Genomic DNA, 24,045 nt, shown 5'->3' with positions numbered 1-24,045 from the left:
CCTAAGGCAAATATTTTCAGCGCGCGGTGATGAGAAATGATGCGACAGCTTTTACTCGCAGGAAGGCTAAAACACAAAGAGGAAAGCGCGCCGTTCCAGATAAGATATTACGGATAGTGAGTCTCTCAACGGTGATAAAAGCGGCTCTTTATCACTGACCGGTCAAGGGGATCCTCAGTGACGGATCTGCGCCAGATCATCCGCATTAAGACCCGTCATTTTCATTACCGTCTCGTTATCCAGGCCGTTTTGCAACATAGTACGGGCAATTTTCAGCGTGGCTTCACGTTCCCCTTCAGAACGCCCCGCTTCATGTCCCAGCTGAATGCCCTTTTCGATGCCTTTTTGTTCGAGCTGCTGCGCGATGGTCATTAGTTCGTCTCCATGTTGCGGCACACGTTGTGCCAGTTCTCTGACCAGGGCTTCGGCATCCGAAGTTTCCCCTGTCTGCACAATGTAGTGTATCAATGATATGACTTGTGATGAAGAAAGATAGCCTGCCAGCAATACCGGGACAAGCGTATCCATCAGCTCCGCAAAATCACGCTGATGGATATGCTTCTGGAGCAGTGTCAGCGCGGCCATACTGCGATGACCCGCAATTTCTTCATCAGGAATCACGGTGACATCCACCAGCGGGAAGGGTTCGGCATAGAGTCGGGCTGCCAGTACGGGATCGCTGAATGCATCGAGCCAACGGGTCGAGTAGGGATAGGGGCTACGTTTCCCGGTATAGAAGAGGACAGGAATCACCAGCGGCAGACTTTTGTGGCCGGCTTCAAGGTGACGTTGCATGGCCGCCACCGCGTACCGCAGTAATCTGAAAGCCATCAGTTTATCCGGGGAGGACTGATGTTCGATCAGTACATGGATATAGCCCTCCTCGTCTCGTGTCGTTTTCAGACTGTAGAGAACATCACTGAAATACTGGCGAAGGTCGTCTTCCACAAAAGAGCCGGATTCCAGTTTCAATGTATTCAGATCACAAATAGCGCGTAATTCGGCGGGAAGATGCAATTCCATAAAGTCACGTGCAATCTCGGGCTGCGAGAGAAATTGTCGAAACGTTGCATCGTGAGGCATTGGCGTGCCGTTCTTCTTCTTCATCAACCCTGACTCCAGAATAACAAGCTGACATTTCATTGTGGCAATAAGATGCCTCTGGGGGATAAGCACGGAAAACACGCGCAATGACGCACGATAGCTTTACTTTTGGGGAGCAGCATTGACCTGAATCAGTCCTGCCTGTGTGGTGAGTTTTTTTAAACTGATGATCGCTGGCCATGAAACTGTACTGGTGGTACGACTTCGCGTATGTTGCATCGCGAACCTTACTATTGCTGATACTCACTATGAATGACTCCCGGCCCCACCGTTCGTCTAAAAAACGCCCCATGAAACTCAGCACGCTCTCGTCTCTGATGATGGCTGCTGTGTTGATGACCGTCTTGTTAAGCGTACATCTGCTTTACTATGTGCAGATTGATAACTTCACACGTGCGCATGTGAAAGATAAGGCCCTGGCCGTGGCGCGAACGCTGGCTGACAGCCCGGAAATCCAGCAGGCGCTGACCCAGCCTGATGGCAGCAAGATCATTCAGCCTATCGCCCAGGCAACGCGTAAACGTAATGATTTGCTGTTTGTCGTGGTAACAGATATGCGCGGTATTCGGTTTTCGCATCCGAATCCTGATGCGGTTAACCAACATTTTGTCGGTGAGGATATTAACCCTGCTTTACAGGGTCATGAGAACGTTGCGGTTAATCATGGCGTTCTGGTCGAAGCACTCCGAGTGTTTACACCTGTGTTTAATGCCAGACACCAGCAAATCGGCGTTGTGGCTATTGGCATCTCAGTGAATGACGTTGCCGCACAAGTCACAAAAAGCCGCTGGAATATCTTCTGGACGGTATTATTAGGCGCGTTGGTCGGCATGCTGGGCATTTTCATTTTAGTAAAACGCCTGAAGCATATTTTGCTGGGGTTAGAGCCGTACGAAATCTCCAGTTTGTTTGAAGAGCGTCAGGCTATCCTGGATTCGATTAAGGAAGGCGTCATTGCCGTCGACGATCAGTCCCGCGTCAGCCTGATCAATCAGGCAGCGTCACAATTATTGAAAGAGACGACGCGTGAAGCCTTTCTGAGTGGCGATCGCGTACCGGAAAATGCGCAAATGCTGACCCATCTGCGTGATGCGTTGCATGAAGGCAAAGCCGCATATGATGAAGAACTTAACGTGCGCGGCAAAATACTGATCAGCAACACCGTACCCGTGCGTAGTCGCAGCAGTATCATTGGCGCGGTGAGCACCTTCAGGGACAAGACAGAGATCAGTCAGCTAATGCAGCGTCTCGACGGCATGGTAAACTATGTGGATGCGCTGCGTGAACGTTCCCATGAATTCATGAACAAACTGCACGTGATTCTTGGGCTGCTGCACATGAAAAACTATGCGCAGATGGAAGAGTACATCCTTAAAACGGCCAATAACTACCAGACCGAAATCGGTTCGCTGTTGCAGAAGATTAAATCACCGGTCATTGCGGGTTTCCTGTTAAGCAAAATTAATCGTGTGACGGATGAAGGCCATCAGCTAATTCTGAGCGAAGCCAGCTACCTGCCAGACAGCGGCAGTGAACAGCAAATTGCCGCATTAATAACGGTGCTGGGTAACCTGATTGAAAACGCCCTTGAGGCGCTTGACCCGGATATGGACGGTGAAATTCACGTCATGCTGCACTACCAAAACGGCTGGTTGTCATGTGAGGTCAGCGACGATGGTCCCGGCATTCCTGCCGATCAGCTGGCAACCATTTTCGAACGTGGCGTTTCCACCAAAGGTGAAGATCGTGGCGTTGGACTGTTTTTACTCAAGCAACAAACGGAAAGTCTGGGCGGTAACGTCAGCGTCGAATCCGAGCCAGGCGTGTATACGCAGTTTTTAGTACAGCTTCCGTGGGAAAGAGGAAATATTAACGAATGATCAATGTGTTAGTTGTAGACGATGATGCCATGGTGGCCGAGCTGAACCGATGCTACATCGGTCAGATAGACGGTTTTACCTGTTGTGGCACTGCGTCCACGTTACTGCAAGCCAAAGAACGCCTGTTGCAGACCGATCCGGCCGTTGATCTTATTTTGCTGGATATCTATATGCAGCAGGAAAACGGACTGGATTTGCTGCCGGAGCTGCGCAGCGCCGGTCGTCCGATTGACGTGATTATCATCTCGTCAGCAGCGGATGCGGCAACCATCAAAACCTCGCTGAATTATGGTGTTGTGGATTACCTGATTAAACCGTTTCAGTTTTCGCGCTTTGAAGAAGCATTGACCGGCTGGCGACAAAAAAAACGGCTCATGGATAATCATCAGTTTTATCAACAATCTGATGTCGACCAGTTGCTGCACGGCAACCCGGCGAACGCCAACGAGACAAAACGTCTGCCTAAAGGACTGACACCGCAAACACTGCGTACGCTTTGCCTGTGGATTGATGCGCATCCCGGAACGGAATTTTCCACCGATGAGCTGGCAACGGAGGTCAATATTTCTCGTGTATCTTGCCGCAAATACCTGATTTGGCTGGCACAAAGCAATATTTTATTTACGAGCATTCATTACGGTGTGACAGGTCGTCCGGTTTATCGTTACCGTCTCCAGCCTGAGTATCACGCACTTTTACGTCAGTACTGCCAGTGATGTAGCGGAAGCTGTGATCCAGCAATGTAAAATCAAAGTGACGTTGTGACGAGCAGATGATGCGTTTGTCGCGCGTCACGAAGATAGCCTCTATGCCGGGATAGGCTTTCAGATAGTCGCTCCCCTTTTCAATGCCCATGCCATAGATCAGCGTGGTAAAAATATCCCCATCAATTGAGTGATCTGACACAATGGTTACGCTGAGTAGCGCGTTATCCAGCGGATAGCCGGTATGCCTGTCCAGGATATGGTGGTAGCAGACCCCTTCCTGTTCAAAGTAACGTTCGTAAATCCCGGAAGTCACTACGGATTTATTCGTTACGTTAATCACCCCAAGCAGCGCGTCCGAAGCGGCAAAGGGTTTTTTTAAACCAATTGCCCAGCCTTCCTGCGGTGCATCAGGCGGCGCGCCGAGCGTTTGCACATTGCCGCCAAGATTGATGAGCGCGCTGTCCACACCCTGCTCATGTAAAAATGCCTGCACCCGATCGGCAATATAGCCCTTGGCAATCGCACCCAGATCAATCTCCATGCCCGCTTGCTTCAGAAAGACCGAACGGTTCGTCGCATCAAGTTCAATATACTCAGGATGGGTTAAGGCGAGTTTTGCCTGTATCTCTGCCCGCGCCGGCACGCTTTTCCCCTGAAAGCCGATCTTCCAGCATTTGACCAGCGGTCCGATGGCCAGATTAAAACTACTTTCAGGCAGCAGGCTGACCGCAAGTGCACGCTCAATTAACCTAAACACGGGCTGGCTGACGCTGACGGGATGCTGACCGGCCGCATGATTAATCGCCATCACTTCGGAGTGCTCGCGATTGACGGTAAGCACATTCTCATACTGTTTGATCAAGCGAAAAACCTGACCTGCCAGCGCCTCATTATGCTCATACAGCTTAAGCAGAATGGGCGAGCCCATCAGGACGGCGGAATAGGCGTACACGTGCGAATCAGTTTGCATAAGCGACAGGACTCGGGGAGAAAGAAGAACCGGCATCCGATGTTATACGGATGCCGGATATCACGGCTTAGCGTTTGGCAAAAGCCGCTGCGTTTGCGCCAGCAAGAATACCAAAGATGATGATATCGGCAACCGCGTTTCCACCGATACGGTTTGCGCCGTGGATACCACCGACGACCTCACCACAAGCCCAGGCACCGTTAATAACCTGCTTATTGGTGTCCAGTACTGCAGTCGCCGTGTTGATAGTCACGCCGCCCATTGTGTGATGGACGCCGGGCGCGATGCGAATGGCATAGAAAGGCCCTTCGCTTAACGGATGACGCAGCGCGGTTTGACGGCCAAAATCCTCGTCTTTCTGTTTAATCACAAAACCGTTGTAGCGTTGCAGTGTCTCTTCCAGCGTACGGTGTTCCATATTCAGCTTAACCGCCAGCTCCGCTACGCTCGGGGCGCTGATCACAAAGCCTTTCGCAATATATTCATCAGCGGCCTTGTTGTTCATACGGACCTGCTCGTCAAAGATAATCCAGGCACTTTTTTCTGGCAGCGCAATAATCTGTGCCGAAACTTTATCGCGAGTTTCCATTTCGTTGTAGAAGCGCTGGCCTGCCTGGCTGACCAGGATCGCCCCGCCACCGCGAATTGATTCTGAGACCAGGTAAGATGTCGTCTGCTCGACGGTCGGGTGAATCTGAATCTCGCCCATATCGACTGTATCCGCCCCAATTTTTTGCAGCATTGCGATGCCTGCACCGGTAGCGCCTTTATGGTTGGTGGTGACAAAACCATCCAGTTCCGGGCGATATTTCACCACCATTTCCCGGTTAGCACTGAAACCGCCTGTCGCCACAATCACGCTTTTTGCGTTCAGAATACGGCTGTCATTGTATTCATCCACCACCTTCACGCCGCTGACCGCGCCATTTTCAAACAGGATCTCTTCAACTGCGGTTTCAAGCAGCACGTCGATATTACGGCTGTTGATATTTTTCACCAGACCACTAATCAGGAAGCCGCCGACAGCGGAGCGGTCTGCAGGGCGATGCGTACGGTCGATACTCATACCGCCTGTGATAGTGATATCGTTAAGCTCAATACCGTGATCTGCCAGCCAGTCGATGGCTTCCGGCGCTAAGTCAACAAACTCACGCAACAGCGCGGGATTATTTTTAAATTTACCGCCTTTGAGGGTTTCTTCATAAAACAGCTCCTTGCTGTCCTGAATCCCTTTCAGCTTCTGAAAACACGTTTCTGCGGCGTTCATCCCGACAGAGGCTTTAATGGTGTTGCCGCCAATGGTCGGCATCTTCTCAATGACCACCACTTTAGCGCCTTCATCGTGGGCCTGAATGGCGGCGGCCAGCCCTGCACCACCACTGCCAACAACCACAACGTCATACTGCTGTGGCGCGTTGGGATTGCCGCCCTCTTCAATGACGTGTGCTTTGTTCGATGTGGTCATTGCGCGTGAGACCGCTTTTTTCAGCGCTTCACTCTGTGTCGTCGCACCGGTAATCGCGTCAACATGTGGGCTGTTTGCCACCAGAATACGATTACGCAGACTTTCAAACGTGGTGGTGAAGTCCACATCCAGCGTGTCATCAGGAACCAGGGAAATATCGGTAATACGATCGGTATCCAGCGTAACGTTGATTTTCAGCTTCAGTGCTTCAGCCTCAACTTTCTCCTGATAAACGCCCGCTTTGTATTTACGACCGGTTTCGCTCATGTCACGAATCATGGCGTCAACCAGTGAGAAACGCCACAGAGGCTCGGGGATGAGTAAAGCTTCACGTTTGTTGCTGTCGATATAGAGTTCAAGGTGCTCGTTATTGATGATGCGGTCAGTCCAGTCTGGATAAGCGATGCAGGCTTTACCGACGGCGACCAGGTCATAGCCTTTTTCCAGTGCCTTTTCTGCATCCTCTTTGTTAACCACGCCGCCGACACCTATTACCGGGACCTTCGCCAGGGTTTCTGACCGCATGGCAATAAACTTCTCAATAAGCGGTGTAGGATCGGTGGTATCCACGATGGATGGGCGCATCAACTGCCCGACAGAGAAGTGCACATAATCCAGGCCCCGTGCTGCAAGTTTCTCCAGTAAGTACATTGTGTCGTCAAAGCGGATGCCGGGCACTTCGAGTTCTTCAGGCGAAAAACGATAACCGATGATGAACGAGTTATGCGCAAAGCGCTCGGCCATCTTATGCGTGATATCCAGCACTTCCAGCGGGAAGCGGGCGCGGTTATCACGACTGCCGCCCCATTTGTCTTCACGCTGATTTGAGTTAGGTGAGTAGAATTGCTGAATAAGATAGGTGTTAGCGCCATGGATTTCTACGCCATCGAAACCCGCTTTGATGGCGCGGTTAACGGCATCACCAAATTTGGTGATCATGGTATCCACTTCTTCTGCCGTTAAGGCGCGGGGCGTCGTTGCCCCTTCACGGGGTGCCGCAATTGCGCTGGGCGCGACAGGGGTTTTACCGCCAATCAGTTCAGGCTCAACCATGCGTCCGCCGTGATAGATTTGAAGAATCGCGGTGGATCCTTTTTCCTTGATGGCGTCAGCGATGCGTTTTAAGCCGGGTATTTTGTTGTCGCTGTCGATGGCGATCGCACCCGGAAAAGCCGGACCTTTTGGATCGATAAAGCAGCACTCAACAATCACTGTTCCGATACTGCCCGCACGTGCACGGTAATATTCAACCAACTCGCTGGTCACCGTACCATCATAAAATCCGGTACAGGTTGTCATTGGTGCCATGATCAGACGATTTTTTAAAACTGCACCACGCGGCAAAGTGAGGGGATTAAGAATTGGGGTGAGTGTATTCATTGCGATTAACTCCAAAATATCAAAAACCGGGAATTCTTTCTGGACGTTTTTAATTTAATTTAAGTGGTCCGATGTCATGCTTCCAATATATCAGTTAATTTAGTTTCATAAGATATAATTTTAATTATTTAACTTTTAAATATCTTTAGACTTTTTGTTTGATTGGAGTGATTTCGTGATGTATGGTTATTGTTAATCAATAGTTACCAAAAAGCAATAGTGAAACAGCAGTAAAATAAACCCACTAAAAACAATAATTTAAAATTAACGTTCTGTGTTTTTTCTTCCTGATGTGGTTGCAAAAAGTATTCAATGCTATCTTACTCACCTGTTCCTCATTGATTATTGTTTAATTTGTTAAAACATAAAAAATACAATTTAACTTTTTTGATCCAGATCAAAATTTTATTTTCCAGAAGTCGCATCATATTCACATGGTTTCTTAAATTTTCTGCATCGCACGAGTAGAAACGTTAAAAGAATATAAAACACCACGGGTTATTCTTATAATGTAGAATAAATAAAATGCCTTGAAGAATTCGCCGGGGCGTTAATCGTATTATCCTTAACTCGTAGAAAAACACTATGAAAACACTCTCAAACATGAAAGAGCCCCCTAAAGCAGCCCCTGCAGCTGCGGGCAAAAAAAATAAAGCACTGATGCTAGCCCTGCCTGTCATCGTCGCAGTGCTTTTATTACTCGTCCCCGTACCGTCCGGTCTTGAACCTTATGCATGGCATTTCTTCGCCATCTTTGTTGGGGTGATTGTAGGCTTGATTTTTGAGCCGCTGCCCGGTGCCGTAATTGGTCTGACAGGCGTCGTAGTCATCGCCCTCTTCAGTCAGTTTTTGCTGTTTAGTCCGACAGAACTGGCCAATCCGACATTTAAACTGGCAACGGAGTCCTTTAAATGGGCCGTCAGCGGCTTTGGTAATTCAACCGTGTGGCTGATCTTTGGCGCATTCATGTTTGCTGCTGGCTACGATAAAACGCAGTTTGGTCGTCGTCTGGCCCTGATTCTGGTGAAATATCTGGGCCGCCGCAGCTTAACATTAGGTTATGCCATCACTTTTGCTGACCTGCTGTTAGCACCCTTTACTCCGTCTAACACCGCGCGCAGTGGCGGTACCATCTACCCGATTATCGCCAACCTGCCACCGCTGTATGGCTCTAAACCCAACGATCCCAGCGCACGCAAAATCGGATCCTACTTAATGTGGGTTGCCATCACGGCGGCCTGTATTACCAGCTCCATGTTCCTGTCTGCACTGGCGCCGAATCTGTTAGCTCTTGCTTTAGTCAAAAGCGTCATTGGCTTCGATATTTCCTGGGGAATGTGGTTTCTTGCCTTTATTCCTTTAGGTCTGCTGCTGATTCTGACCATGCCGCTGCTGGCTTACTGGTTCTATCCACCTGAAGTCAAAGTGAATGATGAGGTGCCACGCTGGGCGATGGCAGAGCTTGAAAAACTGGGTAAACTGACCCGCAATGAAATCCTGTTACTGGTGTTTGTGGTCTGTGCGCTGTTGATGTGGATTTTTGCTACTGCCTGGATCGAACCGGCCATGGCGGCACTGTTAGTCATCATCCTGATGCTGTGGACTGGTGTGCTTAACTGGAATGATATCACCAGCAACAAAGCGGCCTGGAATACTTTTGCCTGGTTTGCCACGCTGGTAGCCCTGGCTGACGGTCTGGCCAGAGTGGGCTTTATCGCCTGGCTGGGTAAAGAAGGAGGAATATTACTGCAAGGCTATGATCCACAGATCTCGGCGGTCGTGTTGTTAATTGCCTTTTTCCTGCTGCATTACCTGTTCGCCAGTACCACCGCGCACACAACGGCGTTACTGCCTGCCATGTTGACGATTGCCGCCTCGATTCCTGGCATCAATATGCCCGTGTTCTGTCTGATGCTGTGTACCTCTCTGGGCGTGATGGGCATCATCACACCTTACGGTACAGGTCCAAGCCCTATTTATTACGGCAGCGGCTACTTACCCACTAAGGATTACTGGCGACTGGGAACTATCTTCGGCGCTATCTTCCTGATTGCAATGATGCTGATTGCTTATCCCTGGATGGTGTGGATGTTCTGACCGCGCCCTGTGCAATCCAGCGCGTCATACGATAACATGCCATTACTTGCCAGCCTGCGCTTACGGCTGGCAAGCATAATAAACAACGAATTCGCCTGTGATGTTGCTCCTGTCAGCCTGTCTCAAAAGGAGCCAGCACGTCATTAAGTGAGATACCATGTCGAACAAACCTTTTTATTATCAGAACCCCTTCCCTCTTACCCACGAGGATACCGAATACTACCTGCTCACCCCTGACTATGTTTCCGTTGCTGAATTTGACGGGCAGGAGGTGCTGAAAGTAGAACCTCAGGCGTTAACCTTACTCGCGCAACAGGCTTTTCATGATGCTTCCTTTATGTTGCGCCCGGCCCACCAGCAGCAGGTGGCCTCTATTCTTGACGATCCTGAAGCCAGCGATAACGACAAGTATGTGGCACTCCAGTTCCTGCGCAATTCAGAAATCGCGGCCAAAGGTGTGCTGCCAACCTGCCAGGACACCGGTACAGCCATCATTATGGGGAAAAAAGGTCAGCGCGTGTGGACAGGTGGAGGTGATGAGGCCGCCCTGTCAAAGGGGATTTACAATACCTATATCGAAGACAATCTGCGTTACTCACAGAACGCGGCGCTGGACATGTATAAAGAGGTCAACACCGGGACTAACCTGCCCGCCCAGATCGATCTCTACAGCGTGGATGGTGACGAATACAAATTTCTCTGCATCGCCAAAGGGGGCGGTTCAGCCAACAAAACCTATCTGTACCAGGAAACCAAAGCCCTGCTCAGCCCGGGTAAGCTGAAGAATTATCTTGTCGATAAAATGCGCACCCTGGGCACCGCCGCCTGTCCGCCTTACCATATCGCCTTTGTCATTGGCGGTACCTCTGCTGAAAGCACGCTGAAAACCGTGAAGCTGGCGTCAACGCACTACTACGATGGCTTGCCAACAGAAGGCAACGAGCATGGCCAGGCATTCCGCGATGTTCAGCTGGAACAGGAATTACTGGAAGCCGCACAGCAGTTAGGGCTGGGCGCACAGTTTGGCGGAAAATATTTCGCCCACGATATCCGCGTTATCCGTCTGCCACGCCACGGCGCATCCTGCCCCGTCGGTATGGGCGTCTCCTGCTCCGCTGACCGCAATATCAAAGCCAAAATCAACCGCGACGGTATCTGGATTGAGAAGCTGGAAGCCAATCCTGGACGCTATATTCCTGAAGCGCTGCGCAAACAGGGTGAGGGCGAGGTGGTGCATATTGACCTGAATCGCCCAATGAATGAGATTCTTGCACAGCTTTCTGAGTATCCGGTGTCCACCCGTCTGTCCCTGACCGGCACCATTATCGTGGCCCGCGATATTGCGCATGCGAAATTGAAAGAACGTATTGATAACGGCGAAGGCCTGCCGCAGTACATCAAGGATCACCCGGTATACTATGCCGGACCGGCAAAAACGCCTGAAGGCTATGCATCGGGTTCACTGGGCCCGACAACAGCAGGCCGCATGGATTCCTATGTTGACCTTCTGCAGGCAAATGGCGGCAGCAAAGTGATGCTGGCAAAAGGCAACCGCAGCCAGCAGGTTACTGATGCCTGTCATAAACACGGCGGGTTTTACCTGGGCAGTATTGGCGGACCCGCGGCAGTTCTGGCGCAACAGAGCATCAAGAGCCTGGAGTGTGTGGAATACGCTGAGTTAGGAATGGAAGCAATCTGGAAAATCGAAGTAGAAAATTTCCCGGCCTTCATTCTGGTCGATGACAAAGGAAATGACTTTTTCCAGCATATCGAACGTGAACACTGCTCGCGCTGTGTAAAATAAGCTGGCAGTAACAGAAAACGGCCCCCTGACAGGGGCCGTTTTTTTTTAGCGCTGCAAACGTTGCAGAGCGTGACTGATGCTTTCATCACCTGCGGTCAGTTCAATGATTTTGTGATTCAGTTGCGGTGTTTCAACGAGCGCCACCAGCGTGGCGGCAACGTCTTCACGTGGAACCGCTCCGTAGGGGATGGCGTAACCGGCTCGTACGGTGCCACTGCCCGCCGTATCCGTTAACGTCCCGGGACGCAGGATTACCCAGTCAAGCTGACTTTCCACCAGGCGAACATCCGCCAGCCGCTTCACATGCATGTAGTTCTCGAAGCCTTCAGACGTTTTTTCGCCCCGCGCCGCATCCGGAAAAACCGACACCAGCAAAAAACGGTTAACCCCCGCCTTCTCTGCTGCAGCAACCGCCAGCGCCAGACCCTGACCATCAATAGCATTGGTGAGTTCAATGCCAGCACCACCCGCCCCTGCGCTGAAAATCACCACCTCATGACCGGTCATTTTCTGCGCCAGCGTCTCAACGCTGAGTTTCTGAAGATCGCCCATGATCGGTGTCGCGCCCACAACGGTGATGGCTTCGGCCTGCTCCGGTTTACGGTGCAGCGCCGAGACCGCATGCTGTCTGGCGCAAAGCTGTTTCGTCAGGTGGGTACCTACTTTTCCCGCCGCGCCAATGATAAAACACGTTGCCATCGTCCTGGTCCTTATTTCACGTCAGTCAGACTACAAGTATAACCCTTAGCGCAGCGACGATGGCCTTCCGCTGACAGGGCCGAATCCCGTTACTGCGGGATGATTTTTTCCTGCTTCAGCTTATCGAACAGCTGGATGAATGAATCCAGCGTGCTGCGGTAGCCGGTAAACCCCGCTTTACGGCTTTTACTCATATCGGTAAAGGCTTCCATTGGACGGCCCAGATCGGCGTCAGTGTGCCACCATGACGCCAGTCGGGTGACGTCGCTCTCGCGCAGGTTTTCGCGCCCGGCAATGGCCTGCCATACGCTGGCAGCGTCCTGCATACGGCCATCGAGCGGCATCATTTTTGCCGGATAAGCAGCGGCTTCAATACCAAAATATTCAGCCAGTTTCGGCCACATCCAGTTCCAGCGGAACACATCACCATTGACAGCGTTAAAATCCTGATTGGCCGCGTCTGGACTGGTTGCCGCCCACTCAAGTTGTTCAGCCAGGAGGTCCGCATCGGTCATATCCACAACGCCGTTCCACTGTTCAGGTGAGCCCGGGAAGATAAACGGCCAGCCTTTTTCTTTACACAAGGTCGCGTAAACGGCCAGCGTCTGCCCCATGTTCATGGCATTGCCGAGCGCATAGCCAATAATGGTATGGGGACGATGGACACTCCAGCGGTAGTCGTACTTGTCAGCGCCTGCAAAAACCTCATCTTCCTGCGCGTAATAAAAGTTATCAACGGGCTGACGACCTTGTTCTTCACGGAAAGGCGTAACCGGCACCGCACCTTTACCGTAAGCCTCGAACGGCCCCAGATAGTGCTTCAGTCCGGTGACAAGGGCAACATGCGCCCCCTGTAAGCGCTCGCCGAGTGCCTCAATGACATTACGGATCATCCCGCCATTGACGCGGATATTCTCTTTTTCGGTGTCCTGACGCGCCCACACGCTGAAGAATACCGCATCGGGTTTCGTATCTTTCAGGGTAGCGCGCACCGCATCGGGATCGGTCAAATCGGCCGTCAGACTGTGGCAGCCTTGCGGAACAGCGCCGCGACCGCGGGATAATCCGCTGACCTGCCATCCGTCTTTCATTAACCTTTCAGCCAGCGCTCGTCCGATAACCCCGCTGATTCCGACAATCAAAGCCTGTTTTTGCATGTTAATTCTCCTCGTTTTGCGTAATGCTAAGCATAATAGAGAATTTAATTCCTATTATTGGTAATTATTCACAGCATTCTCAACCTGAGTTCATCAATCATGCACGATCAACGTCTTAAGGATATTGTTCCCTTTGTTGCCAGTGTTGAAAGCGGCAGTTTTACTGCTGCGGCAGCACGTCTGCATGTCACCGGCTCCGCCGTCAGTAAAAGCGTCAGTCGGCTGGAAGCGCGGCTGGGCTCGCGCCTGCTGGAGCGCACAACACGCAGGCTGCAGCTCACCGATGCCGGTAACGCCTATTACCAAACCTGCATACGCATCATGGAGGAGCTTGCTGAAGCTGAGTCAGTTCTGGCAGCACAACGTATTATTCCGTCAGGACGCCTGCGACTCGCTGTGCCGCATACGTATGGTCGCCTGAATGTGATGCCGTTGCTGATTCCGTTTTGCCAGCAGCATCCCGAGCTTGAGCTCAGAGTGAGCTTTTCAGATCGTTTTATTGATCTCTTCGACGAAGGTATTGATGTCGCGGTCAGGATTGGCGGATCCGCCGATTTACCAGCCTCAATGGGTAGTCGCTACCTGGGACGAGAGAGAATGGTGTTTTGTGCATCGCCAGCCTGGCTGGATCGCGAAGGCCGGCCACAGGACGAACAGGCGCTGATGCAACATCGGGCCATTCTTTACGAACGCGCGGATAACACGCCCAAACCCTGGTTATTCCCCCGTGAAGAAGGACATGTCCAGTGGCGAGATATGCCGTTTCGGATGGCATTGGGTGATGTAGATGCGCAACTCCAGGCGGTCATAGCCGGACTTGGCATAGCGCAAATGCCCTCCTGGCTGGTAAACAGTGCCGTAGCTAAAGGCGAACTGGAGATTATCCTGCCACAATTACAGCCTGATGGTCTGGCCCTGAGCGTCATCTGGCCACGCCGTAAGCAACTGCTGCCGAAGGTAGATGCCTTGTTATCCGCACTGACACAGCTGGTGATTCGCTAAGTGATCAAAGATCTCACCTCTGCGGCCGATGGGCGTTCGGCACGGCCAGCGCAGAAACACGCGCGGGATGATCTTCTGTCACACACGCTGTGGCCTTTATTGTGGCGTGGCGCTAATTTATTGTGTAGCCGGTGGAACGGATAAGCCTGTAAGGACAAATAAGGTATGGCATTTCAGAACGCGAACACTTCGGATTATGCACATAGCACGGCGCCACGCGGCACGTTAACACCGGCGGCAGTCTGATGGCTCTCCTGCCCCTTCTGTGCCGTCTGTGTATTCTGGCAGGGATAGCTTTTGCGCTGTCAGGCTGTGCGCGCCAGGATGTGTTGTGGATGGTGACGAACGACGTTTGCAGGGTGAACTACGCGTACACTGGCTATCCTGCCCCCTGCCAGCAAGTCTATCTTGCAAAAGGGGAACAGCAGGGCTTCAGCGTTATTCAAAATCCACGTTATCCGTATCATTTTATTCTGGTGCCCACACTTTTGTTATCTGGTATCGAAAGCCCCTTATTGTCGTATACGACCCGCACAGACTATTTCGGTTATGCGTGGCTGATGCGTTATCGCGTAATGGCGGCGTATGGCGGAACTGTGCCGGAAGACAGGCTGGGCATGGCTGTCAATTCCGCCTGGGGGCGCAGCCAGAATCAACTGCATATTCATCTCACCTGCCTGCGGGAAGATGTCTATCGCCAGTTACAGGCTGAACGCCCTTATATTCTGGATGACTGGCATCCCCTGCCAGACAAATTGTTAACGCACACTTATTATGCGCGACGCGTCCTGCAGCCCAGTGTGATGGGCATTTATCCTGTTGCATCCGTTGCCCGCGATTTTCATCTGTCTCCGACTCAGTTGGCGGAATACGGGATTGCCGTTGTTCCTGCCACGTTTTCAGGAAAAAACGGCTTTATCCTGCTGGTGACGCGACGAGGCTGGGATAAAGGGAACCGGGCATCCGTCGAATCGCTTCTGGATAAAAATTGTGAAATTCTGCACGACCCAACACTGCTCCCTCCGCAGGCCTCCCCAGTGGCAACGATGAAGACAGTGCCGCATCAATAAGGGGATGGCACGCTATGGCATAAAGCCTGACCGCTGGCAGCCTCAGAGCCCCTCACACAGTCAGCCAGTCATTAGACTAAATTACACAAAACGTGAATTTTTTCATTTTGTAACTTTAACGTTATGTTACTGAGTATTTTTACTGCCATGATGCATTGCGTTACGCATTGAAATGTGGTCGTTACCCACACCTTCTTATCAGCTACAGGGAAAAGCACATGTCACAACGGTCACTTCAGGCGCTGTGCCTGATGAGTTTTTTTCTGGCCGACGTCAGAGACGGCCTTGGGCCCTTTTTAGGCATTTTTTTGACAGAACGCCACTGGAGCCCGGATGAAATAGGCCTGGTGATGACCTCAGGCGGTATCGCCGGACTGCTCTCAACGTTACCGGCGGGTGTGGTTGCCGACGCCACACGTTACAAACGCTTTATTATCCTGGCGGGTTGTGTCGTGATTACGGTCGCTACCTTACTGCTCTGGTACAGCAATCAGTCATGGACGGCGATTATTTCGCAAATCGTCGCGGGCATCGCTGCCGCCTTCATCGGTCCGACGGTGGCAGGTATAACGCTGGGCCTGACCGGGCAAAAAGGGTTCAACCGTCAGATGGGACGAAACGAAGCCTATAACCATGCGGGTAATACGCTGGCGGCTGTCCTTGCAGGTTTTGCCGCCTGGAAATGGGGGCTGGGTGCGGTGTTCATCCTGATGATGGTCATGGCGGTATTTGCGGCTATCGCCACCCTGGCTATTCGTGCAGACGATATTGACCATGATGTGGCGCGCGGCCTGGACGATAAATCGTCGGATAAACCTACGCTCAGCCTGTGGATACTGGCGCGCAAACCGGCGTTGCTGGTGGCCGGATTGACGCTGCTGCTGTTCCATCTGGCTAACGCTGCGCTGTTGCCCATGCTGAGCATGCGTGTGGCCTCCTCAACCGGACCTGATACGGTGGATCCCGGCCTGTATGCTGCCGCAACGGTCGTAATTTCCCAGTTAGTGATGATCCCTGTCGCGATCTTTGTCTCTAAACGTGTCGATCACATTGGCTATCGCCGTTTAATCATGACCGCACTGTTAATGATGCCACTGCGCGCGGTTATTGCAGCAGAATTTCCGGAGACCTTTTTCGTGGTTCCCGTACAAATCCTGGACGGTATTGCGGCCGGGATACTGGGCGTCGCCGTGCCGGGCTATATCGTGTCGCTGTTGCGCGGCAGTGGGCACGTGAACGCTGGCCAGAGTGTGGTAATGCTAATGCAGGGCGTTGGGGCGTCCATGAGCCCGGCCATGACAGGCCTGATTGTGGCCCGTTACTCTTACAGTATTGCCTTTAGCGCATTAGGCTGCATTGCCCTGGTAGCCTTGATGTTGTGGTGGTTCTCGGGCCGGACACCCGAGGCGAAGCCTGCCTGATGTGCCCTTCTCTGCCAGCCCTGGCTGGCAGAGAGTCTTCGCGCACCACTTTTAACGGGCTCCCGGGTCACTCTCAGTGCCTTTTGGAAAACATAGCAAAATGTAAATAAAAGTAAAAACTCATTTTCTGCTATCTCACTTATAAGACAGTCTTTTTTCCCAGAGACTTGCAAAAAATGACATTCATCGACTATGTTTCTACGCTGCGGTTAAGAACGCTCTATCATTAAAGTTACTGGCCTCTTATAGCTTTCACTTCCTTCTCTTCCGTTAACCTCGCTGACTGGCTGCGAAAGCTATAGTTCGTCCCATTTAAGTCGTATGAGGAAAATATGGATACTAACCATTCATCGTCAACCAGGCCAAAAAAGCATTTCTGGAATAAAAGGCCAAAAAAACTCACTGTTGATGATATTACCGTTATTGATAATGAGATGCTGAAGCGGGCAGTAGGGGCCGCGGCATTAGGCAATGCCATGGAGTGGTTCGACTTCGGGGTTTACAGCTATCTGGCGGTGATCATCGGTAAGGTTTTCTTTCCCGATGCCAATAACGCGATTCAGCTTATCGCCACCTTTGGTACTTTTGCGGCCGCCTTTTTAGTGCGTCCACTGGGTGGGATGGTCTTTGGTCCACTTGGCGATCGGATTGGACGCCAGAAGGTGTTGGCGATAACGATGATCATGATGTCGATTGGCACGTTTTGTATCGGCATTATCCCTTCTTATGCCTCTATCGGGATAATGGCCCCCATCCTCTTGTTGGTCGCCCGCCTGGTGCAGGGGTTCTCAACGGGCGGTGAATATGGCGGTGCAGCCACCTTCATCGCAGAATATTCCACAGACAAACGTCGCGGTTTCATGGGCAGCTTCCTGGAGTTTGGAACGCTTGGCGGTTACCTGCTGGGCGCGTGTCTGGTGACGGTCATGACTTCGGTAATCTCGTCCGAGGCGATGATGTCGTGGGGCTGGCGCGTGCCCTTTTTTATCGCCGCACCGTTGGGCTTGTTCGGCCTGTATGTGCGTCTGAAACTGGAAGAAACGCCGGCCTTCAAACAGCATATGCAAAAGCAGGAGGAACTGGAGCAAAGCAAACCGCGCCTGAGCCTGTTTAAGATGCTAAGTAAGCATCGTGTCCCGATGATGAAATGTATCGGCCTGGTCCTGTTATTTAACGTGTCGAACTATATGCTGACGTCGTATATGCCCAGCTATCTGACCGGCGTGCTGGGTTTACCTGAACTGAGCGGTCTGTTACTGGTCATGGTTGTCATGTTTGTGATGATGCCGCTCACGCTGATGTGGGGCCGCTGGACCGATCGCATTGGGCGCCGCCCGGTGATTGGTTTCGGTGCGGTAGGGCTGATTTTGCTCTCCATCCCCTGCTTTATGTTGATCGGGACACATAATATGTGGGCCGTCTTTGCGGGACTGTTGATTCTGGGCGTGCTCCATACCTGCTTCAGCGGCACAATGCCCTCGACATTACCGGCACTGTTTACCACGGATATTCGTTACAGTGCGCTCGCCATCGGCTTTAATCTGTCTGTATCGTTGTTTGGCGGGACAACCCCGTTACTGACAGCATGGCTGGTCGATACCACGCAGAATACCATGATGCCAGCGTACTATATGATGGTGGCGGGTGTGATTGGATTACTGACGATTCTGACGGTCAGGGAAACCGCCCGTAAGCCGTTAAGCGGTTCATCCCCCGCTGTGGCAACCGAAGCTGAAGCGCATAGCCTGATTAGAAAACTGGATAAAAGCGCAGAACCAGTGCCACCCTCACCAGCCGACGCGAAATAAAGCAAACTAACGAAAAACACCCTGCACATGCAGGGTGTTTTTTTGATCGCATAGCACGTTAGTCATTGCCGAAACGGGCGACGGTGCTTGCAGCAGCCAGCGCATGCCCTTTAAGTTTACTCAGCAGTTGATCATGCGTTAAACCGGCTTTGAGCGCAGACGGCGGCAGGTCTGTGGCAATAAGCACAAAGTTGTAGTGATGAAGCCCAGATCCCACAGGGGGACAAGGACCATAATAGTGCGCCGTACCCGGTGAATTCTTACCGCCGGTATAGCCTTTCCCCTGCGTCAGTTCGCCCTGAGCAAATGCGCTGCGTTCAGCGGCAATGTTGTATGCCACCATATGCGTAACCCCGAGCCCTTTTGCGCCAACAGGATCGGTCATCAGCAAGGCAAAGCTTTTTGTTCCCGCCGGTGTTTCGGACCAGTTGAGTTCAGGAGAAACATTCTGCCCGGTACAGGCTGGCTTACTTTTATCTGCGCCCGCGAACTTCTTATCCAGCACGCCATTATCACTAAAATCTTTTGACTGCAGCGTCAAAGCCAATGCCGCAGGACTCAAACAAATTAATAGCAGAGAAATCAGTTTATTCACCGGGTACTCCTGTGCGAAACCGTATTGAGAGGAGGTAAGCGTGAGGCACGTTGCCGTAAACAGTATATGTCGCAAAGCCTGGCTGTGCAGAAGCATGAGGCGCTATGAAAGCGAGGGCTGTCATTAGCCTGAAGGCTTACGGTAAGCGCGAGCATGCTGTTACATAATCGCCTGAACTTTCGACGATTTCAGCATGAAATCGCCAGCTCACCTTGTCTGCTCTACGGTTTACCTTCTTAGAAAGGCATTGTTTTTTTATTTACACAAAAGGTCTGATACTTGATCTAAGTCACAAAAAACCGCATGATCGTAACAAATCATGAATCAGGGATAAGGGCTCAAATGACACTTTATCAACACATGTTGGTTTTCTACGGCGTGGTTGCTTTTGTTGCCGCGCTCATTACGTTTTTTATCGCCCGCGACAAACTCAGCATTAAATTACTGAGTGCCTTTCTGGTGGGTGCAACCTGGCCGATGAGTTTCCCCGTCGCCCTTATGTTCGCGTTGTTTTAAGGCCTTTCTCCTGCCCGTGCCGGCTGGCTTTTCCTGATCGCTTTTCTCTCTGCCAGACGTTTCCCTGCACAAGCCTGCGTGATATCGCACCTGTTCCGCGCAGTCTGCTTTACATACGGACGCCATCCTTTTACAGATGGCGCGCGCCCTGCCTGCCGTAATCGGGATGCTTTTACCGCGCCGTTGCCCCCTCCTCCTGAGGTTGTTGTTTTGCCAGCGTACGTGCCAGTATCGTTGAATACAGCGGTGTACCGCCGAAATACTGTGCAGAGAGTGTCGCACCGAGACAGGTAATAATCATCGGCAGGATCAACTGATAATTGTTGGTCATCTCCAGTACCAGAATAATTCCGGTGAGCGGTGCCCGAACAGAAGCGGCAAACAAGGCGCCCATGCCTGCTACGGCAAACGTCGCGGCTTCAAGATGATAGGCTGGGAACAGGTTAACGCACAGTTGCCCCACGCAGGTACCCAGTAAGGTGCCCAGCGTCAGCATGGGGGCGAAAATGCCCCCTGGGGCGCCAGAGGCAAAACACAGTAGCGTGACGACCGCCCGCAATAAAAATAAGGACAGTAAGGCAATCGACGTATAGTTTCCTGCGGTAAAGTCGGGGATGAGCGTAATCCCGCCGGTTACGCCCTGGGGCAATATCAGCCCCAGTAAGCCACATAAGCCGCCCAATAACGCCCCACCCAGGACCCAGCGTGATGTCCGTCCCTGATGCAGCCTTTGAAACAGATCCTGAAGGGTAAATATCAGGCGATTAAAAGCGACGCCACAACCGCCAAATAAAATCCCCAGCAGTAAATATAACCAGAGCGTCTGGATCGGAGCGTCTTTTAACTGACCAATATTGATAATGGGCTGATTACCGTTCAGCGCAAGAAAAACGATGCTTGACGTACTGACGCCCACAAACACGGCTTTAATGGAGATAAGGCTAAAGCGGAACTGCAGGCGCATTTCTTCAATGATAAACAGAATGCCCGCCAGCGGTGCATTAAAGGCTGCGGCCAGACCTGATGCGGCCCCGGTAGCCAAAATAGTGTGGCGGGATTCAGAGGAGCGCATGCGAAAGATATCGAGGCACATACGCCCGATGTTACCACCAATCTGAACCGTCGGGCCTTCACGACCCAGCACCATGCCAGAACCAATTGCGCCAAGTCCGCCAAAGAATTTAACCGGCAACACGCGCCACCAGCGCACCGGCCTCAGTTCTTCCAGCGCACCTTCGATTTCAGGAATGCCCGAACCGCCTGCTTCCGGCGCAAAGCGCCTGACAAGAAAATAGCCTGTCGCGGCCAGCACGGCGGAAAAAATAAAAGCATAGCAGCCAAGAAGAAAGACATTATTTTCATGCTGGCTCAGCCAGTTGACCCGCGAATGAATCACCCAGCCAACGGCTTTATCAAACGCCACCGCGGTCAGGCCAGTCAGCACACCCACCAGCGCGGCCATCAGCAGCAACGCGGCCGGTGTTTTGTCTCGACGTATAATATATTGCAACAGACGAAGCCGACGAGGCCGAAAAATCCCGTGTCGGTTTGAAACAGAAGCGCGCATGCCTGACCTCAAATATCCTGCTGAAAACTGACGACCCAAATTAAATCGAGAGGTTAGCGTATTTGCAGCATTATTCCTCGCTTTTATTTATCTCTGGATTTTACTACGCCAGCAACGCCTGCTGTTCTGCCGCTCGCTACACGCGAAGAACATGATTTCAGGATGTGCACGGCAATTTTATCCATAAACCATTGATTTGCGCCTGAAGGGCGCTCATCATCCTGCGCCATCATCGCTTATTCTGGAGTGAAACGTGTGACCACGCTGAGTAATGCCTTGCTGGAAGAGGTTCTTGAACAGGTTCGTCCCTTAATTCATCGCGGTAAGGTAGCCGATTATATTCCGGCACTGGCCGACGTGGCTGCCGATCATTTAGGAATTGCCGTCTGTTTGCGTGACGGCACAGTCTTTCAGGCGGGTGATGCTGAAACGCGCTTTTCCATCCAGTCGATTTCTAAAGTCCTCTCCTTAACTGTTGCACTGACGCGCTATGAGGATGCGGAGATCTGGCAACGCGTGGGTAAAGAGCCCTCAGGTCAGCCGTTCAATTCACTGGTTCAGCTTGAACTTGAGCAGGGAAAACCGCGTAATCCTTTTATTAACGCCGGCGCGCTGGTGATCTGTGATTTGCTTGAAACGCGTCTTACAGCACCGCGCCAGCGTATGCTTGAGATTATCCGTCAACTGAGCCAGCAACCTGATATTCAGTACGATCGTCATGTCGCGCGTTCAGAGTTTGAACACTCAGCCCGCAACGCGGCTATCGCCTGGTTAATGAAGTCATTTGGCAATTTTGACAATGACGTGACCAACGTGATGCAGACCTACTTTCACTACTGCTCATTGTCCATGAACTGTATTGAACTGGCCCGCAGTTTTATTTACCTGGCAAACCAGGGAAAAACGCTTGACGGCTCGGCGCTCATCACCTCCCGTCAGGCCCGGCAAATCAATGCCTTGATGATCACCAGTGGCATGTACGATGGGGCGGGTGAATTTGCCTGGCGTGTCGGCATGCCCGCAAAATCGGGCGTAGGTGGCGGTATTATTGCCGTGGTCCCGGGCGAAATGAGTATAGCGGTATGGTCACCCGGGCTGGACAGTGCAGGCAACTCGCTGGCAGGTACTGCCGCGCTGGAGTGCCTGACTGACAGGCTGGGCCGCTCAATATTCTGACTCAGCTGACAACATTTACAGGCCGGTTTTGCTCAAAGCCAGCCAGATTGACCATGATGCCTTGCAACAAATTGTGCATACCACTTTTGCTTGCCCAGGCAATATGCGGCGTGACAAGCAGATTCGGCACATCGGCCTGAAGCAGAGGATGATCGGCTGGCGGCGGCTCACTGCTCAGCACATCCAGTGCCGCTCCGGCTATCGTGCCCTGTTGCAATGCCTTCGCCAAATCAGCTTCATGAATCAGACCGCCACGCGCTGTGTTGATCAACAGCGCATGGGGTTGCATCTTATTCAGGGTTTCACTGTTAATCAGATGCCGGGTTTGTTCGCTCAGGGGACAATGCAGCGAAATCACATCGCTTGCGGCCAGCATCTCGTCAAAACTTACATAGCCCTCACGCACCCTGGTGCTGCCCCTGCGTTCGGCAAAGCACACCTTCATGCCGAGCGCCTGTGCCAGCCTGCCCACGGCGATACCAATGTCTCCTTTTCCCACAATGCCTAATGTTGCCCCCGCAATATCCTGAATCGGTGAACGGTGAAAACAAAAATGAGAAGACGCAGGCCATACTTCACGCGTGAGCGTCGCGTATTCCACTATCTGGCGACGCAACGCAAAAATAAAGGCGATCACGCATTCTGAAACGCTTTGCGTTGAATAGCCGGGGATATTACTCACGACGATTCCACGTTCCCGACACGCCGGAATATCAATGCAATCAAAGCCCGTGGCGGTGACGCAGATGTAGCGCAGGTCAGGAAGCTGCGCCAGCGTCGCCGCACGCAGCGGGACTTTATTGGTGATGGCAATGGTTGCGCCCTTTAACGCCTCAATAATCTCATTGTCGTGCGTTTCTTCACGAAAACACCAGTCGCTGCACCAGTCAGGTTGAGGAGGAGGGACGGGCAGCGTGCCGCCATCAAGCGTTACGATTTTCATGACGTATCCTTTATCACGTTTTGCGGATGAATAATGTTGCTCAAATGTATGGCAGCAGTAACAGATAAGTTATTCTTAATATCTAATTAAGTGAAGGTGTTCAAAAGGTGCTAATTTTTTGGGGCAAAAAGGCATTTCTTTTAACCCTAAACTCTCTGACGCGTTACACTGCCGCCTCTATCGTGTACCCGACTACCGCCGTTCAGATGATTAACGCCACCCATTATAATCGACAACGTTTTACCGCCTGTCTTGCGATACTGGCGGTACTGCTGTTGTTCATTGCACCGATGGTATCCAAAAATCTGGCTGAAAATCGTGACGCGATGGCGATGTCCGACATGTCGATGATGGACCAGCATAACGATATGATCATGGCCGACATGCCGATGGGGGATCACCATAGCGATATGGCCATGGGCGATCACAGCATGATGATGAGTGCCTGTGGTTATTGCGATCTGCTGGTCCATATCCCCTTTATGCTGTGGGTGTTTATTCCGTTCATCTGGTTAATGTGTTTAATTAGCCGGGCCCCACCGACTCCCGATACGTTTTGCCCCCTGTTACCGCGCCACAAGCGGGTTTACCGGCAGCGCGCCCCACCATTGCAAATGCGCGTCTCAATTTAATGTGATCTTTTCTTCTTCGTCATCCACGAAGAAGAAAAGCCCGGTATTCTCG

The 24,045-nt window shown here is 51.8% G+C and carries 20 protein-coding genes; 11 read left to right on the top strand and 9 right to left on the bottom strand.

Annotated elements, in window-relative coordinates; translation table 11 throughout:
• Window positions 1–174: 174 nt before the first annotated feature.
• Window positions 175–1,107 (bottom strand): Rpn family recombination-promoting nuclease/putative transposase, encoded by a 933-nt coding sequence (locus tag RAC60_RS20960; protein WP_205952993.1) that lies wholly within the window; start codon window positions 1,105–1,107, stop codon window positions 175–177.
• Window positions 1,108–1,394: 287 nt separating this feature from the next.
• Between RAC60_RS20960 and RAC60_RS20955 the strand changes: the two genes are divergently transcribed.
• Both RAC60_RS20955 and dcuR read left to right on the top strand, forming a co-directional pair.
• Window positions 1,395–2,984 (top strand): sensor histidine kinase, encoded by a 1,590-nt coding sequence (locus tag RAC60_RS20955; RefSeq protein WP_058702581.1) that lies wholly within the window; start codon window positions 1,395–1,397, stop codon window positions 2,982–2,984.
• On the top strand, window positions 2,981–3,700 hold the full coding sequence (gene dcuR, locus RAC60_RS20950) for a two-component system response regulator DcuR (protein WP_006122071.1): 720 nt from the start codon (window positions 2,981–2,983) through the stop codon (window positions 3,698–3,700). The genes RAC60_RS20955 and dcuR overlap by 4 nt, the downstream gene beginning before the upstream one ends.
• Here dcuR and RAC60_RS20945 read toward each other — a convergent pair.
• Complete coding sequence (locus tag RAC60_RS20945) at window positions 3,606–4,661, bottom strand: FAD:protein FMN transferase (RefSeq protein ID WP_058702471.1); 1,056 nt, start codon at window positions 4,659–4,661, stop codon at window positions 3,606–3,608. The genes dcuR and RAC60_RS20945 overlap by 95 nt on opposite strands.
• A 67-nt stretch (window positions 4,662–4,728) precedes the next feature.
• A complete protein-coding gene (locus RAC60_RS20940) occupies window positions 4,729–7,506 on the bottom strand; it encodes a flavocytochrome c (protein WP_375094253.1) in 2,778 nt (925 codons plus the stop codon).
• Window positions 7,507–8,091: 585 nt separating this feature from the next.
• On the opposite strand from RAC60_RS20940, the gene RAC60_RS20935 reads away from it, so the two are divergent.
• A complete protein-coding gene (locus RAC60_RS20935) occupies window positions 8,092–9,603 on the top strand; it encodes a DASS family sodium-coupled anion symporter (protein ID WP_039339314.1) in 1,512 nt (503 codons plus the stop codon).
• A 157-nt stretch (window positions 9,604–9,760) separates the two neighbouring features.
• A complete protein-coding gene (fumA, locus tag RAC60_RS20930) occupies window positions 9,761–11,407 on the top strand; it encodes a class I fumarate hydratase FumA (protein WP_058702473.1) in 1,647 nt (548 codons plus the stop codon).
• A 45-nt stretch (window positions 11,408–11,452) separates the two neighbouring features.
• Here fumA and RAC60_RS20925 read toward each other — a convergent pair whose 3' ends face one another.
• Together RAC60_RS20925 and RAC60_RS20920 are read right to left on the bottom strand one after the other, a co-directional pair.
• Entirely contained in the window at window positions 11,453–12,106 is a 654-nt protein-coding gene (locus tag RAC60_RS20925; RefSeq protein ID WP_006122066.1) for an SDR family oxidoreductase, read from the bottom strand.
• Between the two features lie 89 nt (window positions 12,107–12,195).
• A complete protein-coding gene (locus RAC60_RS20920; protein WP_058702474.1) occupies window positions 12,196–13,263 on the bottom strand; it encodes an SDR family oxidoreductase in 1,068 nt (355 codons plus the stop codon).
• A gap of 99 nt (window positions 13,264–13,362) precedes the next feature.
• On the opposite strand from RAC60_RS20920, the gene RAC60_RS20915 reads away from it, so the two are divergent.
• The 4 genes from RAC60_RS20915 to proP all read left to right on the top strand — a co-directional run bounded on the left by RAC60_RS20915 (window position 13,363) and on the right by proP (window position 18,564).
• Entirely contained in the window at window positions 13,363–14,265 is a 903-nt protein-coding gene (locus RAC60_RS20915; protein ID WP_006122064.1) for a LysR family transcriptional regulator, read from the top strand.
• Window positions 14,266–14,510: 245 nt separating this feature from the next.
• Entirely contained in the window at window positions 14,511–15,335 is an 825-nt protein-coding gene (locus RAC60_RS20910) for a CDP-diacylglycerol diphosphatase (protein ID WP_058702475.1), read from the top strand.
• A 218-nt stretch (window positions 15,336–15,553) separates the two neighbouring features.
• Window positions 15,554–16,756, top strand: a complete 1,203-nt coding sequence (locus RAC60_RS20905; RefSeq protein ID WP_039339306.1) for an MFS transporter — start codon at window positions 15,554–15,556, stop codon at window positions 16,754–16,756.
• Window positions 16,757–17,088: 332 nt separating this feature from the next.
• On the top strand, window positions 17,089–18,564 hold the full coding sequence (proP, locus tag RAC60_RS20900; protein ID WP_375094251.1) for a glycine betaine/L-proline transporter ProP: 1,476 nt from the start codon (window positions 17,089–17,091) through the stop codon (window positions 18,562–18,564).
• A 58-nt stretch (window positions 18,565–18,622) separates the two neighbouring features.
• On the opposite strand, the gene RAC60_RS20895 is transcribed toward proP, so the two are convergent.
• Complete coding sequence (locus tag RAC60_RS20895; protein WP_054687876.1) at window positions 18,623–19,159, bottom strand: YbhB/YbcL family Raf kinase inhibitor-like protein; 537 nt, start codon at window positions 19,157–19,159, stop codon at window positions 18,623–18,625.
• 342 nt (window positions 19,160–19,501) lie between these two features.
• Here RAC60_RS20895 and RAC60_RS20890 point away from each other — a divergent pair, with 342 nt between their 5' ends.
• The gene (locus RAC60_RS20890) at window positions 19,502–19,675 is read left to right on the top strand and encodes a GhoT/OrtT family toxin (RefSeq protein ID WP_006122059.1); all 174 of its coding nucleotides are present in this window, start codon (window positions 19,502–19,504) and stop codon (window positions 19,673–19,675) included.
• A gap of 172 nt (window positions 19,676–19,847) precedes the next feature.
• Here RAC60_RS20890 and clcA read toward each other — a convergent pair whose 3' ends face one another.
• The gene (gene clcA / locus RAC60_RS20885) at window positions 19,848–21,242 is read right to left on the bottom strand and encodes a H(+)/Cl(-) exchange transporter ClcA (protein WP_033742298.1); all 1,395 of its coding nucleotides are present in this window, start codon (window positions 21,240–21,242) and stop codon (window positions 19,848–19,850) included.
• 83 nt (window positions 21,243–21,325) lie between these two features.
• Window positions 21,326–21,475 (bottom strand): hypothetical protein, encoded by a 150-nt coding sequence (locus tag RAC60_RS20880; protein WP_155489655.1) that lies wholly within the window; start codon window positions 21,473–21,475, stop codon window positions 21,326–21,328.
• 22 nt (window positions 21,476–21,497) lie between these two features.
• Between RAC60_RS20880 and glsB the strand changes: the two genes are divergently transcribed.
• Complete coding sequence (glsB, locus tag RAC60_RS20875; protein ID WP_006122057.1) at window positions 21,498–22,418, top strand: glutaminase B; 921 nt, start codon at window positions 21,498–21,500, stop codon at window positions 22,416–22,418.
• A 1-nt stretch (window position 22,419) separates the two neighbouring features.
• On the opposite strand, the gene RAC60_RS20870 is transcribed toward glsB, so the two are convergent.
• Window positions 22,420–23,361, bottom strand: a complete 942-nt coding sequence (locus RAC60_RS20870) for a D-2-hydroxyacid dehydrogenase (protein WP_058702479.1) — start codon at window positions 23,359–23,361, stop codon at window positions 22,420–22,422.
• A 206-nt stretch (window positions 23,362–23,567) separates the two neighbouring features.
• Here RAC60_RS20870 and RAC60_RS20865 point away from each other — a divergent pair, with 206 nt between their 5' ends.
• The gene (locus RAC60_RS20865) at window positions 23,568–23,993 is read left to right on the top strand and encodes a DUF2946 domain-containing protein (RefSeq protein ID WP_058702582.1); all 426 of its coding nucleotides are present in this window, start codon (window positions 23,568–23,570) and stop codon (window positions 23,991–23,993) included.
• The last annotated feature ends 52 nt before the right edge of the window (window positions 23,994–24,045 follow it).

The organism is Pantoea sp. BR_17 (genome assembly GCF_041955125.1).
GTDB lineage: Bacteria > Pseudomonadota > Gammaproteobacteria > Enterobacterales > Enterobacteriaceae > Pantoea > Pantoea stewartii.
Note: the sequence above shows the minus strand (reverse complement) of the source record. Positions and strands in the feature narration are given on the sequence as shown.